11 protein-coding genes are annotated in these 13,257 nt (G+C 56.4%); 8 read left to right on the top strand and 3 right to left on the bottom strand.

Features of this window, described 5'->3' with window-relative positions; genetic code table 11:
* Window positions 1–27: 27 nt before the first annotated feature.
* The 7 genes from pheS to GRI36_RS01420 all read left to right on the top strand — a co-directional run bounded on the left by pheS (window position 28) and on the right by GRI36_RS01420 (window position 8,269).
* On the top strand, window positions 28–1,128 hold the full coding sequence (gene pheS, locus GRI36_RS01450) for a phenylalanine--tRNA ligase subunit alpha (RefSeq protein ID WP_160596850.1): 1,101 nt from the start codon (window positions 28–30) through the stop codon (window positions 1,126–1,128).
* Window positions 1,125–3,524: a phenylalanine--tRNA ligase subunit beta gene (pheT, locus tag GRI36_RS01445; protein ID WP_160596849.1), complete on the top strand. Its 2,400-nt coding sequence runs from the start codon at window positions 1,125–1,127 to the stop codon at window positions 3,522–3,524. The genes pheS and pheT overlap by 4 nt, the downstream gene beginning before the upstream one ends.
* 3 nt (window positions 3,525–3,527) lie before the next feature.
* Window positions 3,528–5,063, top strand: a complete 1,536-nt coding sequence (locus tag GRI36_RS01440; RefSeq protein WP_160596848.1) for a peptide chain release factor 3 — start codon at window positions 3,528–3,530, stop codon at window positions 5,061–5,063.
* A gap of 31 nt (window positions 5,064–5,094) precedes the next feature.
* The gene (locus GRI36_RS01435) at window positions 5,095–5,661 is read left to right on the top strand and encodes a pyridoxamine 5'-phosphate oxidase family protein (protein WP_160596847.1); all 567 of its coding nucleotides are present in this window, start codon (window positions 5,095–5,097) and stop codon (window positions 5,659–5,661) included.
* Window positions 5,662–5,667: 6 nt separating this feature from the next.
* Window positions 5,668–6,369 carry an endonuclease/exonuclease/phosphatase family protein gene (locus GRI36_RS01430; protein WP_160596846.1) on the top strand — a complete coding sequence of 234 codons (702 nt, stop codon included), beginning with the start codon at window positions 5,668–5,670 and terminating at the stop codon, window positions 6,367–6,369.
* Window positions 6,370–6,530: 161 nt separating this feature from the next.
* Window positions 6,531–6,869, top strand: coding sequence for a P-II family nitrogen regulator (locus GRI36_RS01425; protein ID WP_160596845.1), 339 nt, complete (start codon window positions 6,531–6,533; stop codon window positions 6,867–6,869).
* Between the two features lie 29 nt (window positions 6,870–6,898).
* On the top strand, window positions 6,899–8,269 hold the full coding sequence (locus GRI36_RS01420) for an ammonium transporter (RefSeq protein ID WP_160596844.1): 1,371 nt from the start codon (window positions 6,899–6,901) through the stop codon (window positions 8,267–8,269).
* A 166-nt stretch (window positions 8,270–8,435) separates the two neighbouring features.
* Here GRI36_RS01420 and GRI36_RS01415 read toward each other — a convergent pair whose 3' ends face one another.
* Genes GRI36_RS01415 through GRI36_RS01405 form a run of 3 tightly spaced genes read right to left on the bottom strand, consistent with a single transcriptional unit; the run spans window position 8,436 to window position 11,530 of the window.
* A complete protein-coding gene (locus tag GRI36_RS01415; protein WP_160596843.1) occupies window positions 8,436–10,016 on the bottom strand; it encodes a GMC family oxidoreductase in 1,581 nt (526 codons plus the stop codon).
* 25 nt (window positions 10,017–10,041) lie between these two features.
* Window positions 10,042–11,016: a sterol desaturase family protein gene (locus GRI36_RS01410; protein ID WP_160596842.1), complete on the bottom strand. Its 975-nt coding sequence runs from the start codon at window positions 11,014–11,016 to the stop codon at window positions 10,042–10,044.
* On the bottom strand, window positions 11,009–11,530 hold the full coding sequence (locus GRI36_RS01405; RefSeq protein ID WP_328598334.1) for a hypothetical protein: 522 nt from the start codon (window positions 11,528–11,530) through the stop codon (window positions 11,009–11,011). Before GRI36_RS01405 ends, GRI36_RS01410 begins: the two co-directional genes overlap by 8 nt.
* Here GRI36_RS01405 and GRI36_RS01400 point away from each other — a divergent pair.
* On the top strand, window positions 11,520–12,959 hold the full coding sequence (locus GRI36_RS01400) for an amidohydrolase (RefSeq protein ID WP_160596841.1): 1,440 nt from the start codon (window positions 11,520–11,522) through the stop codon (window positions 12,957–12,959). The genes GRI36_RS01405 and GRI36_RS01400 overlap by 11 nt on opposite strands.
* Window positions 12,960–13,257: the final 298 nt, after the last annotated feature.

Here is a 13,257-nt window from a genome sequence, read left to right as displayed (position 1 = left end):
CGCAATAGGCGCTAGCGCGCCTTCGCTATGGATGAACTGCAAACACGAAAAGATACCGCGCTGATGGCGATTGCCGCAGCTGACACTCAAGATGCCTTGGAGGCGTTAAGGGTTGAGGCTTTGGGCAAGCAAGGCTGGATCAGCCAATTGCTGAAAACGCTCGGCAAGATGACACCGGAACAGCGGCAAGAACAAGCGCCCGCTATCCAGCAAGCTCGCGCCGAAGTTGCGGATGCGATTGTCGTTCGTAAGCAGGCTCTCGACAATGCAGAGCTCGACCGCCGTCTCGCCACTGAAACACTCGATTTGTCATTGCCTGCTCCCGATGCGCCGCGCGGCAGTGTGCATCCGGTCAGCCAAGTGATGGACGAGTTGGCAGAGATTTTCGCCGACCTCGGCTTTGCGGTCAAAACCGGCCCCGAGATCGAAGATGACTGGCACAATTTCACCGCGCTGAATATGGATGAAAATCATCCTGCGCGCGCGATGCATGACACATTCTACTTTCCCGACAAGGACGGTGAGGGTCGTTCCATGCTGCTCCGAACTCACACCTCGCCTGTGCAAATTCGCACGATGGTGAATGAAGGCGCGCCGGTGCGGATTATCGCGCCGGGCCGCGTCTATCGCAGCGACAGTGACGCAACGCACACTCCGATGTTCCATCAGGTTGAAGGCCTGGTAATCGATAAGGATATTCATCTTGGCCATTTGAAGTGGACTCTGGAGACTTTCCTCAAGGCGTTTTTCGAGCGCGAAGATATCGTGCTGCGCTTGCGCCCATCCTACTTCCCATTCACCGAGCCTTCGGTTGAGGTTGATGTCGGATTTGCAGTGGAAAAAGGCCGACGCGTGCTAGGCGGTTCGGGTGATGCTCCGGGTCACGCATGGATGGAACTGCTCGGGTCGGGTATGGTCAATCGGCGGGTTATCGAGTTTGCCGGACTGGACCCTGACGAATGGCAAGGCTTTGCTTTCGGTGTTGGTGTCGACCGGCTGGCGATGCTGAAATATGGCATGGATGATTTGCGGGCGTTCTTCGATGGCGATATTCGCTGGCTGCAGCATTACGGGTTCAGCCCGTATGATCAGCCGACGCTTTCCGCAGGTGTGGGAGCAAGCGCATGAAATTCTCGCTGACTTGGCTCAAAGACCATCTCGCAACCGATGCAAGCCTCGCTGACCTCGCGGCAGCGATGAACCGAATCGGACTGGAAGTTGAAGGCATTGAAGACCCGGCTGAACGTCTGGCGGGTTTTACTGTTGCCAAAGTCCTGACTGCCGCCAAACACCCCGATGCCGATAAGCTGCAAGTTCTGACGGTCGACACTGGCACTGGTGATCCACTGCAAGTCGTATGCGGGGCCCCCAATGCGCGCGCCGGAATGATGGGCGTGCTCGGTCAGCCGGGGGCAGTCGTGCCGTCTAACGGAATGGAATTGCGTAAATCAGCCATTCGCGGGGTCGAAAGCAACGGTATGATGTGCTCGGTCCGCGAGCTGGAGCTGGGTGAAGAGCATGATGGCATTATCGAATTGCCTGATGATGCGCCGGTCGGTCACAGCTTTGCTGATTACCACGGTTCAAGTCCCATATTCGATGTGGCGATTACTCCTAACCGGCCTGATTGTATGGGAGTGTACGGAATCGCGCGCGACCTGGCGGCAGCGGGTATGGGCACTTTAAAGCCTATCGCGAAGCCAGCATTTACGACGACGGGTGCATGCCCAACAGAAATCCGCACCGATGATGCGGAAGGATGTCCTGCGTTCTATGGCCGCGTCGTAACTGGCGTGAAAAATGGCGCCTCACCTGATTGGTTGCAACAACGACTCCAGAGCGCAGGCCAGCGTCCGATTTCTTTGCTGGTCGATCTGACCAACTATCTGATGCTCGCTTATGGCCGGCCTGCGCACGCATATGATCTGTCCAAGCTCAGCGGAGCGGTGTTTGCGCGCCGCGCCCAGGATGGCGAGCAAGTGCTTGCACTGAACGAGAAGACTTACACGCTCGATAGCCAGATGACTGTGATTGCCGATGATCAAGGTGTTCACGACATCGCCGGTATCATGGGCGGCGAGAATTCAGGCTGTAGTGAAAGCACAACCGACGTTCTGCTCGAGATTGCCTATTTTAATCCGGAGCGGATTGGTGCGACTGGTCGCAATTTGGGTCTAAGTTCTGATGCGCGGACGCGGTTCGAACGCGGAGTTGATCCGGCATTTCTTGAGCAAGGTTTGGACCTGCTGACAGGTCTGATTGTCGAGCTGGGCGGCGGAGCCGCGTCTGAAGCAGTACATGCCGGCTCGCCTCCATCAACAGCAAAGATCGTAACATTCGACCCTGCACTGACTCAGAAACTGGGCGGAGTGGCCGTCGATTTGGCCGAGCAGCAACGCATTCTGGAATCGCTGGACTTCACCGTTGATGATTCTTCCGCGGCCTGGGCCGTTACGGTTCCTCTGCGCCGCCACGACATAGAAGGCCCCGCTGATCTGGTCGAAGAAGTCGTTCGAATTTACGGGATCGATGATATTGCCAGCGCAGCGCTTCCAAGAGCGGAGGGCGTCGCCTCACCAACTGCATCGGCGGAACAGAAGCTGGAACGCCGCGTGCGCCGTGCCGCTGCTGGTCGCGGCCTCAACGAAGCGGTCACGTGGTCTTTCCTGCCGGTTCCAGAGGCAGAACACTTCGCGGACGGTTTGCAGCTTTGGGTGCTCGATAACCCCATCAGCGAAGATATGAAGGCGATGCGCCCGTCAATGCTGCCTGGCCTGCTTACTGCTGTGAAGCGCAATATGGATCGCGGGGCCAGCTCGCTTCGCTTGTTTGAAATTGGTCGGCGTTATTTCCGTAACACTGATGGTTCGAGCAACGAGAAGCCGACTTTGGGCGTCGTTCTGGCGGGCGAGAAAGTCGCACGCGGTTGGGCCGCGGGCAAGGCAGTGCATTTCGATGCCTTCGACGCGAAAGCCGAAGCTATCGCGTTGCTTGCTGACGCAGGCGCTCCTATTGAAAAGCTGCAAATAATGGGTGAGGCGGGCGCTCAATTCCATCCTGGCCAATCGGGCACTTTGCGACTTGGCCCGAAGAATATACTCGCCCGCTTCGGTGCCTTGCACCCTAGCACCTTGGACGCATTTGATGTGGACGGCCCTGTGGTAGCGGCTGAGATTTTCCTCGATGCTATTCCTGGTAAAAAGGGCAATGCAGGCTTTGCTCGGACTGCTTATGCGCCGCCGGTGTTGCAGAGCGTGATGCGCGACTTCGCGTTTCTCGTTCCTGCTGATTTGCCCGCAGCTGATCTGGCGCGTGTGATCAAAGGCGCGGATAAGGCCAACATCGTCGACGCGCGCATCTTTGATGTGTTCGCCGGTAAAGGTGTGCCCGAGGGTAAGAAATCGCTTGCAATCGAAGTTATTTTGCAGCCGTGCGAGAAGAGCTACAAGGACGAAGATCTGAAAGCGATTTCAGACAAAATTGTCGCTGCAGCCGGCAAACTAGATGCGGAGCTTAGGGGCTAATCCATGACCTCCAATTCCAAATCAAACAGGCGCACATTCGCGATCATTTCGCATCCCGATGCTGGTAAGACCACGCTGACCGAGAAGCTATTGCTCCAAGGCGGCGCGATTCACCTTGCTGGCGAGGTCAAGGCGCGCGGACAGGCCCGGCGCGCGCGCTCGGACTGGATGAAGATCGAGCAGCAGCGCGGCATCTCTGTCACCTCCAGCGTGATGACGTTCGAGCGTGACGGGATCACTTTCAATTTGCTCGACACACCCGGGCACGAGGATTTCTCCGAAGATACCTACCGCACACTGACTGCGGTCGATTCAGCGATTATGGTGATCGATGCAGCGAAAGGTATCGAGCCGCAGACGCGCAAGCTATTCGAGGTATGCCGCCTGCGCAGCGTGCCGATTATCACTTTCGTCAACAAGGTGGATCGCGAAGGCCGCCCGCTGTTTGAGTTGCTTGACGAAATTGCCGATATGCTCGCGCTCGACGTCAGCCCGCAAATGTACCCCGTCGGCATGGGCGGACAATTTGAAGGCATCCTCGATTACGCGACCGGCGCAATTGCGCGGCCCGAAGGACCATCGAAAGAGTTCAAAGGCAAGCGCGATGAAAACGCAGTGGTGCCAGAGCAATTTGCCGAAGAGGCTGAGCTGGCGAGAATCGGTTATCCCGAATTTGATCTTGAGGCCTATCGCAACGGCGATCTGACGCCGGTTTATTTCGGTTCTGCGCTCAAGAATTTCGGCGTGACCGAACTGATCGACGCGATCGCCAAATTTGCTCCGCCGCCGCGCCCTCAGCCTGCCGGAGAAGAACAAATCAGCCCCGACCATGACGAGGTGACTGGCTTCATCTTCAAGGTTCAGGCCAATATGGATCCAAACCACCGCGACCGCATAGCGTTTATGCGGCAAGTTTCGGGCACGTTTAAACGCGGGATGAAGCTGACCCCGTCCGGACTAGGCAAGCCGATAGCGATTCATTCACCGATCTTGTTTTTCGCACAGGACCGCGAGTTGGCAGATACTGCCGAAGCCGGCGATATCATCGGCATTCCCAACCACGGGACATTGCGGGTTGGCGATACGCTGAGCGAGAACAACAAAATCCGGTTCACCGGCCTGCCCAACTTTGCGCCGGAGATTTTGCGCCGTGTCCAGCTGAAGGATCCGACCAAGACCAAGCAATTGCGCAAGGCGCTCGATGATCTGTCGGAAGAGGGTGTGATCCAAGTATTTTACCCTGAGCTTGGAGCCAATCACATTGTCGGTGTGGTTGGTCAGCTGCAGCTGGAAGTGCTGATTTCGCGCCTGTCGGCAGAATATAAGGTGGAGGCTGCATTGGAAGCTGCGCCATTTGCAACGGCGCGGTGGGTCAAAGGATCTGATGAAGCGCTGCAGCAGTTCGAGAATTTCAACCGGGCCAATCTCGCGAAAGACCGTGATGGCGATATGGTATTCTTGGCCAAAAGCCCGTGGGATGTCGGTTATCAGGAAGAGAAAAACCCCGATTTGAAATTTTCCGCCACCAAGGAACGGTGACAAAGGGCTTTGCGGTGACTAGCATCGCCTAATGGCCGATTTCTCCGATACGCTTTCGCCCGATCACATTGCGATGATGACCAAGCAACCGGTGTTTTTCGTCGCGACAGCGGCGTCCGATGCGCGGATAAACCTCAGCCCGAAAGGCTATGATGCATTTCGCGTCCTTTCGCCTAATCGGGTGGCCTATCTTGATCTGGGCGGTTCAGGGAACGAGACACATGCGCACCTTTTGGCAGATGGGCGCATTACGATCATGTTCTGCAATTTCCAGCAACCCGCGCTGATCCTGCGCATTTACGGACATGGCAAGCCGGTTCTGCCGCAGGATGCCGAATGGGAAGGGCTCGCGGAAAGCTTTATTTTACTGCCCGGGACACGGCAGATATTCGATATTGTGGTGGAGAGCGTCCAGACGAGTTGCGGCTGGGGTGTCCCACTCATGGAGATGCAGCAAGAACGCCAGACTTTGAAGAAAGCCCATCGAAATTCTGACCCAAGCGAATGGGCTGCAAAACATGGAATGCGGCTCAGCAGCATTGATGGCCTGCCGGTGACACCAACCGACCGCTACATCGCTGGTGAGCAGCAAGACTGACCAGACGTGCAGCTCACTTTTGCAAGCTACAACATCCACAAGGCAGTGGGCACTGACAGGCGGCGCGACCCCGACCGAATTATTTCGGTCCTGCGTGAAATCGATGCCGACATCATTGCTATTCAAGAGGTGGACCAGCGCATAGGCGATAGGGCCAGTGTGCTTTCGCGGGCTGCGTTGGATGATACACATTGGAAAGTAGTGCCGCTGGCGAAGCGCCCCAGAAGTATGGGGTGGCATGGCAATGCCCTGCTCATCCGGCGCGAGTTTACGGTTCTGGACTGCGCGCCGCTTGATTTGCCAATGGTTGAACCACGCGGAGCGGTCTGTGCCGATCTTGATTGTGGCGGGCATCGGGTACGCGTTGCCGGTATGCATCTGTGCCTGTCTGGTCTGCGGCGGCGCGATCAGATTCAAGCGATCCTGCGGCATGTTGGTGGCCTTGCAGATGCCTGCCCAACTGTACTGATGGGCGATTTCAACCAATGGGGTCTGCGCAGCGGAGCAATGCAGGAATTTGGTAAGGATTGGCAGCACCTGACGTTGGGCAGAAGCTTCCCCAGCCGCCAGCCAATCGCCCAGCTTGATCGGATTGTTGCGTCGCATGGATGGCGTGTTGGTGAAAGCGGGGTGCATCATAGCGCTCTATCGGCACAAGCATCGGACCATCTCCCTGTGTGGGCCGACCTCGAACTGCCCAATATTTAACCAATGATTAAAATGTAGGCACTTCGATCCAATGCCTAAACCCAGGTAAAAGCCAGAGACCCTGCGGAATCCGTTGATTCGCAAAACTGGCACGTGTTTTGCTGCATGTGCGAAACCGGCATCGGACCGGAACGCAGTTGCAGTAAACTTAGGGGGCATCGATGAAATTCATCATCGCCGTAATTAAACCATTCAAGCTCGACGAGGTTCGCGAGGCGCTCGGTGCCATTGGCGTCGCGGGTATGACCGTGACCGAGGTCAAAGGCTTTGGCCGCCAGAAGGGTCAGACCGAGATTTATCGCGGTGCTGAATATTCGACCAACATGCTTCCAAAGGTGAAGCTCGAAATTGCCGCGAGTGACGACATCGCCGCCCAAGTGGTCGAAACTATCAAGGACACTGCCAGCACCGATGCCATCGGTGATGGCAAGATTTTTGTTATCGACCTTGCCGATGCCACCCGCATTCGTACCGGGGAAACCGGAGACACGGCGCTATGATCGCCGCACCTGACATGAAGGAAACTTCCATGATCCGCAAAATTCTCTGCGGCGCAGGCGTGCTTGGCACGTCGATGATCGCCGCAACAACCGCATTCGCCCAGGATGCCGCCGAGGCGGTTGCCGAAGCTGCTCCCGCTGTGGCCGAGGCAGCCCCGGCAGTTGCCAATCCGGGTAATAACGCCTGGATGATGACGGCCACCATTTTGGTGCTGCTGATGATCATTCCTGGCCTGACCTTGTTCTATGGTGGCCTAACACGTTCGAAGAACATGCTCAGCACCATGACCCAAATTGGCGCGACCGCCTGTTTGGCGATGCTCGTTTGGGTCATGTGGGGCTTCTCGCTCGCATTTGGCGCGACGACTTATGAAGGCACCTTGGGCCTTTTCATTAGCGGGGGAAGTTATTTCCTTTCGGGTATGGATGCCAGCACAACTGCTGCGACCTTCACTGATGAAGTAATCAGCGAGTATGTGTTCGTCAGCTTCCAAATGACCTTTGCCGCAATAACTGCAGCGCTGATTTTGGGCGCTACGGCAGAGCGGATGAAGTTTAGCGCAGTGATGTTCTTTGTGCCGATCTGGCTGACCATCGTCTACTTCCCGATTGCCCATATGGTTTGGGCTGGCGGCGGCTTACTGTTTGAAGCAGGCGCGCTCGATTTCGCTGGCGGCACCGTTGTTCACATCAACGCGGGTGTTTCCGGCTTGGTGCTCGCTTACTTGCTCGGCAAACGCCGTGGCTATCCAAATGAGCCAATGCCGCCGCACTCGCTGGTTATGACAATGATCGGTACCGGCCTGCTTTGGGTTGGTTGGTTTGGCTTCAACGCAGGTTCGGCTCTCGAAGCAGATGGTTCGGCCGGCCTGGCGATGATCAACACCTTCGTCGCAACCGCGGCTGGCGCTCTTGCATGGATGGTGATGGAGAAGCTCTCCGGTCACAAGGGCTCGGCGCTTGGCTTCTGTTCGGGTGTCATTGCCGGTCTCGTGGCGGTAACACCTGCTGCCGGCAATTCTGGTCCATTCGGTGCAATCCTGCTCGGGATTCTCTCTTCAATCATCTGCTACTACGCAGTATCCAAGGTCAAAGCGAAGTTTGGTTATGATGACTCGCTTGATGCGTTCGGCATCCACGGCGTGGGTGGCATCGTTGGCGCCATCGGCACAGCGATTGTTTACCAACCATTCCTTGGCGGCCCTGGCGACGGTTCAACCGGCGTTGGCGCACAGCTCTGGATCCAAACTGAAGGCGTTTTGGTCACGATCGCTTGGGCCGGTATCGGTACCCTCGTCGCCGGTCTGATTGTCAAATCCATCATTGGTTTGCGCGTTACCGAAGAAGCTGAAGTCGATGGTCTCGACATTAGCGAACACGGCGAGCGAGCCTATAATTAATCACCAGGTTCGGCGGGGTCGGGAGACTCTCTCTCCCCTCCCGTTCCCGCCGCACACGTTCCTCCTGCGAACAACACTATAAGGGCCGGAGCATTACGCTCCGGCCCCTTTTTTTGGTCTGCAGATTGAAGGGTGGTTCTGGCTCCGCCCACTGGCAGGATGCGAGCTAGCCGTTCATCAGGAAATCCGCACAGCGTTCGCCAATCATAATACTTGGCGCGTTGGTGTTGCCGCTGACGATCTTCGGCATCACGCTGGCATCTGCTACCCACAGCCCGTCGACACCCCGCGCTTTGAGCTTGGTATCGACCACGCTGGCTTCATCGCTGCCCATCCGGCACGTGCCGACAGGGTGATATACGGTGTCGGACCGGTTGCGGATCATTTCATCAAGCGCGGCATCATCATTCAAATCGAAAGGATGGCGGTCTTTCGGGGAATAATCAGCCAATGGCGATGCTTCGGCGATCCTGTGTGAAAGGCGAATGCCTGCACGCAGGACAGCCATATCGCGATCATCGTCTAAAAAGTTGGGGTCAATTCGCGGGGCATCCTTCATATCGGGCGAATTGAGTCTGACAGTTCCGCGACTTTCAGGGCGAAGCACACAGGCATGGAGCGAAAAGCCGTGTCCCTTCACTTTCTCGCGGCCGTGATCTTCCAACATTGCCGGAACAAAATGCCATTGCACATCTGGCGCCGGAGCATCGGGCATGACCGACCAGAAGCCGCCAGCCTCTGCATAAGGCGTTGTCATAATGCCGGTGCGCTTGCGGCGATGCTCGATTATCGCCTTGGCCATACGGGCAGTGCCAGCGACGCTATCGCCAATCGGATCCTTCGACTCCGTTTCCCAGCTCGATACGTAGTCGATGTGGTCCTGCAAGTCGCTGCCCACAGCAGGCGCATCGCGCACTACATCGATCCCGTGTTCGCGCAGATGTTCGGCGGGACCGATGCCCGAAGCCATCAGTATTTGCGGCGAGTTAAAAGCCCCAGCCGACAAGATGACACCGCGCCGCGCCTTGACCACTTCGCGCTTACGCCCTCGCTTGATTGCAACGCCGGTGACGCGTCCGTCTTCGATAACCAGTTTCTCAACCAGCGTTTTGGTGCGGACTGCCAGATTGGCCATATCACGCATCGGCTCGATATAAGCGCGTGCTGCAGACCAGCGCTCGCCATTGCGCTGGGTGACTTGGTAGACGCCAAATCCGTCTTGTCGCTCTCCATTGAAATCATTGTTCGTTCGAAGCTGCAGTGATTCTGCGCTGCCTACAAAGGCTGCTGTCGCCGGGTTGATCCACTTTTGATCGGATACGAATAGCGGACCTTCGCCGCCATGGAATTCGTCACCACCGCGCTCGTTGGTTTCGGCATATTTGAAGAAAGGCAGGACATCGTCATAAGACCAGCCGTCGCAGCCCATCGCTGCCCAATTGTCATAATCCCACTTATTGCCACGAATATAAACCATCGCATTGATGGCGGACGAACCACCAAGTCCCTTGCCGCGTGGTTGATACCCCACTCTGCCGTTCAGCCCCTTTTGTGGGACTGTGTCATAGCGGTAATTGGCATTTTTCAGCAGGAAAGGCATGAAGCCAGGGGTCTTGACAAGAATATTGTCATTCCGGCCCCCTGCTTCGAGGAGGCAAACATTGTGCCGGCCATATTCTGACAGCCTGCCAGCAACCGCGCTGCCAGCGCTGCCGCCGCCAATGACGATGTAATCGAATTCCTGCATAACCTCTCCTTTTTTGGGGCACGGCCTAAGCCGCCTCTCCATTCGGATTGTGTTTTGTGTCTGGTAAGACGGGCGGCGTGGGTCGCTGTTCCGTGGGGCGCTGTTCAGTGGACTGGCGTGCCAGCCAGCGCGTCAGCATTATCTCGGAAGTTTCGCGGCTGCCGTCGTGACTCCAACCAGGTTCGCGCAACAAATACGACAATTTATGCCGCCAAGGCGCGCTCCACAGGTCTTGGAGAATCCCGATCCATTCATGGAATACGGACCACAATAGATTGAAGCTGCCCAATTGTTTCACGATGCCATAGCGGATGCGAACCTTGCTTGTTTCCTCTTGGAAGGTTCCGAACAGCTGGTCCCAGATGATGAAAACCCCCGCATAATTGCGGTCAAGATAGAGCGGGTTGGTTGCATGATGTACGCGGTGGTGGCTGGGCGTGTTCATTACCGCCTCGAACCAGCGCGGCATTTTGTCGATGGCTTCGGTGTGAATCCAGAATTGATAGATCAAGTTGAACCCGCCGACCAAGACAATCATTAAAGGATGAAATCCGAGCAAGACGAGTGGCAGCTTGAACACAAAACCAAGCGTGAATGCGCCGGTCCAGGTTTGCCGTAACGCTGTGCTGAGGTTGTAATGCTGGCTTGAATGGTGGTTGACGTGGCTGGCCCAGAACCAGCGAATGCGGTGACCGGCACGGTGAATCCAGTAATATGCCAAATCATCGAAGATAAAGCAGAGTGGCCACAGCCACCAGATTGCCCACCATTGATCGCCGAAGTCCACAATTCGGTATTCATAGACAAAAAGGAATACGAGCAGCGCCATCCCGCCAAACAACACGCCAGCAATTGTGCTGCCGAGGCCGAAGGCAAGCGAGGTCAAAGTGTCCCGCGCCTCATAGGCTTCTGGCCGCCGTTTGCGGGCCCAGAACATTTCAAGCAGCACCAACAGGACGAAACCCGGGACTGCAAATTCAGTAGGTGAGAAATCAGGCATCGGACAAGGTCTTCATACGGCGGAGGCTAGCGGCCCAGATTTGTGCATTTGCGCCCAGATGCAAGGTCACAGACCCAAACGGCTTGTCACCAGGGGTAATTGTCAGGAACTCCTGATCCAGCCGTGCATCACTGCTTCGTTCTAGCAGGCGGCCCGCGAAATGCGAACCATGACGGCGCAGTACAATAATCCTGCCATCTGCATCGCGCAGCAATGCGCCATATCCAGCCTTGTCGATAGCGATGTCGATTGCTTCAAACCCGCTTACGGCTTCATCAGCCAGTTCGCGCGCGCGGTCTTCGCTGCGGATCCTTTGATCCCCGCCAAGATCCATCTTCTTGGCAAGCCATGCCAGAGCGAGAATCGCGATGAGGGAAATGCCGATTTGCAATAGCTGTCCCGTGAACTGTTCCATCGCACCGTTACTGACATAGATGTCAGTTTGCGTCGAGACTTGCGTGCCGCCCAGCTCAGGATAAAGTGCTGTAAAAGGGGTAGAGGCAATGAGCTTCACAAAATTTCTTACAGGCAGCTCGTTAGCGGCGGTTTCTGCAATCAGCGGCCAGGCGGCCAGCGCTCAAGATGTCACAGACCCGATCGCTGCGGTCGAGGCGCAGGAAGAGCGGACCACCCGCGTTGCCAAGCAAATCTGGGATTATGCGGAGCTGGGTTATCTCGAATTGCGCTCCAGCGGATTGCTGAAGGCCGAATTGGAAGGTGAAGGTTTCAAGCTGAGGCTGGGTGTGGCCGATATTCCGACGGCCTTTGTGGCCGAATGGGGCGAGGGTGGCCCGGTCATCGCTCTGCTTGCAGAATTCGATGCTCTGCCGGGCATCAGCCAGTCTAACGCGCCAACCCGCGAGATTCTGGAAGGTAAGCACGCCGCCCATGCTTGCGGGCATAATCTGTTCGGCGCTGGTTCGCTGACCGCGGCAATAGCGATCAAACAATGGCTGGAAGAAACCGGCACTCCGGGCCGCGTTCGCCTCTATGGCACGCCAGCCGAAGAAGGTGGCTCTGGCAAAGTTTATATGGTCCGCGCCGGCTTGTTCGATGATGTCGATTTCACCATCGACTGGCACCCTGATGACGAGAATTCCGCGGCTGCCCGAACTACTTTGGCCAACCGCTCGGCCAAATTCCGCTTTCGGGGCGTGTCCGCGCATGCAGCGGGTGCGCCGGAGCGCGCGCGATCTGCGCTCGACGGGGTCGAGGCGATGAATATGATGGTCAATATGATGCGCGAACACACCAGCATGGATACGCGAATCCACTATGTTATTACCGAAGGTGGTGCGGCACCAAATGTGGTACCTGATTTCGCCGAGGTTTTTTATTATGTACGTCACTCTGACGCGGATGAGGTCCGGGCGCTGTGGACGCGCCTGGAGGCTACAGCGAAAGGGGCCGCACAGGGTACCGGCACAACCGTTGACTGGGAAATAATCCACGGCAACAATCCGAAGCTGGTCAATGAGACGTTGCAAATGGCGCTTGACCGGAAGCTGCGCGAGATTGGAGGCTTTACCTATAATGAGGCTGAAAAGCGCTGGGCGGCGGAGATTTCCTCAAGCCTTGGCGATGCGGCAAAACCGATGGACGAAGTTGGCACGATAAAGCCCTATGAGGTCACGCTCGGATATGGCTCAACCGACGTCGGAGATGTTTCCTGGGCAACACCTACGGTCAGCCTGCGCGCCGCAACATGGGTTCCCGGAACCAGTTCACACAGCTGGCAATCTGCCGCTGCTAGCGGGCATTCAATCGGCGCGAAAGGGACCCAATTTGCTGCAAAAGCGATGGCAGTGATGGCGGTAGAGCTTTTCACGAACCCTGATTTGCAGACTGCGGCGAGGGCCGAGTTCGATGCGTCTCGCGGGCCTGATTATGTCTACGAATCGCTCTTGGGTGACCGCGCTCCGCCGCTCGATTTTAGGAAATAGACCAGCTTTTGGCCTACTTTTGACGGCTGCCAAAATTTGCGGTCTGACTATGACCGGTTCGCAAATTTCACAAAAATTGCCCGCTGGGAACTGCGCCAATTCGTCGGCTATGGCGAAGATAATGGCTCTGTAAACCCGTGGTCTTTCAAATTGGAAATGCTACAAAATGCGCCCACAAAATTGCGGGATATGAAATCATTCGCATGGCGCGTGGTTTTGCGTTATGGTCTGAAGCGACCGGACTGGGGATTCCGATTCCCCGGCCCACAAGATTGGAAGCGTGTTTTTCGTCCACGTC

It is taken from the genome of Pontixanthobacter gangjinensis, assembly GCF_009827545.1.
In the GTDB taxonomy this organism is placed as follows: domain Bacteria; phylum Pseudomonadota; class Alphaproteobacteria; order Sphingomonadales; family Sphingomonadaceae; genus Pontixanthobacter; species Pontixanthobacter gangjinensis.
The sequence above is the reverse complement of the archived record's forward strand: the minus strand, read 5'-3'. Positions and strand labels throughout refer to the sequence as shown.

Excerpts from the sequence above, each read along its gene's own strand:
- pheS (WP_160596850.1), top strand. The coding sequence starts at position 28 with ATGGATGAACTGCAAACACGAAAAGATACCGCGCTGATGGCGATTGCC.
- GRI36_RS01425 (WP_160596845.1), top strand. The coding sequence starts at position 6,531 with ATGAAATTCATCATCGCCGTAATTAAACCATTCAAGCTCGACGAGGTT.
- pheT (WP_160596849.1), top strand. The coding sequence starts at position 1,125 with ATGAAATTCTCGCTGACTTGGCTCAAAGACCATCTCGCAACCGATGCA.
- GRI36_RS01440 (WP_160596848.1), top strand. The coding sequence starts at position 3,528 with ATGACCTCCAATTCCAAATCAAACAGGCGCACATTCGCGATCATTTCG.
- GRI36_RS01410 (WP_160596842.1), bottom strand. The coding sequence starts at position 11,016 with ATGCCTGATTTCTCACCTACTGAATTTGCAGTCCCGGGTTTCGTCCTG.
- GRI36_RS01415 (WP_160596843.1), bottom strand. The coding sequence starts at position 10,016 with ATGCAGGAATTCGATTACATCGTCATTGGCGGCGGCAGCGCTGGCAGC.
- GRI36_RS01435 (WP_160596847.1), top strand. The coding sequence starts at position 5,095 with ATGGCCGATTTCTCCGATACGCTTTCGCCCGATCACATTGCGATGATG.
- GRI36_RS01420 (WP_160596844.1), top strand. The coding sequence starts at position 6,899 with ATGATCCGCAAAATTCTCTGCGGCGCAGGCGTGCTTGGCACGTCGATG.
- GRI36_RS01400 (WP_160596841.1), top strand. The coding sequence starts at position 11,520 with ATGAGCTTCACAAAATTTCTTACAGGCAGCTCGTTAGCGGCGGTTTCT.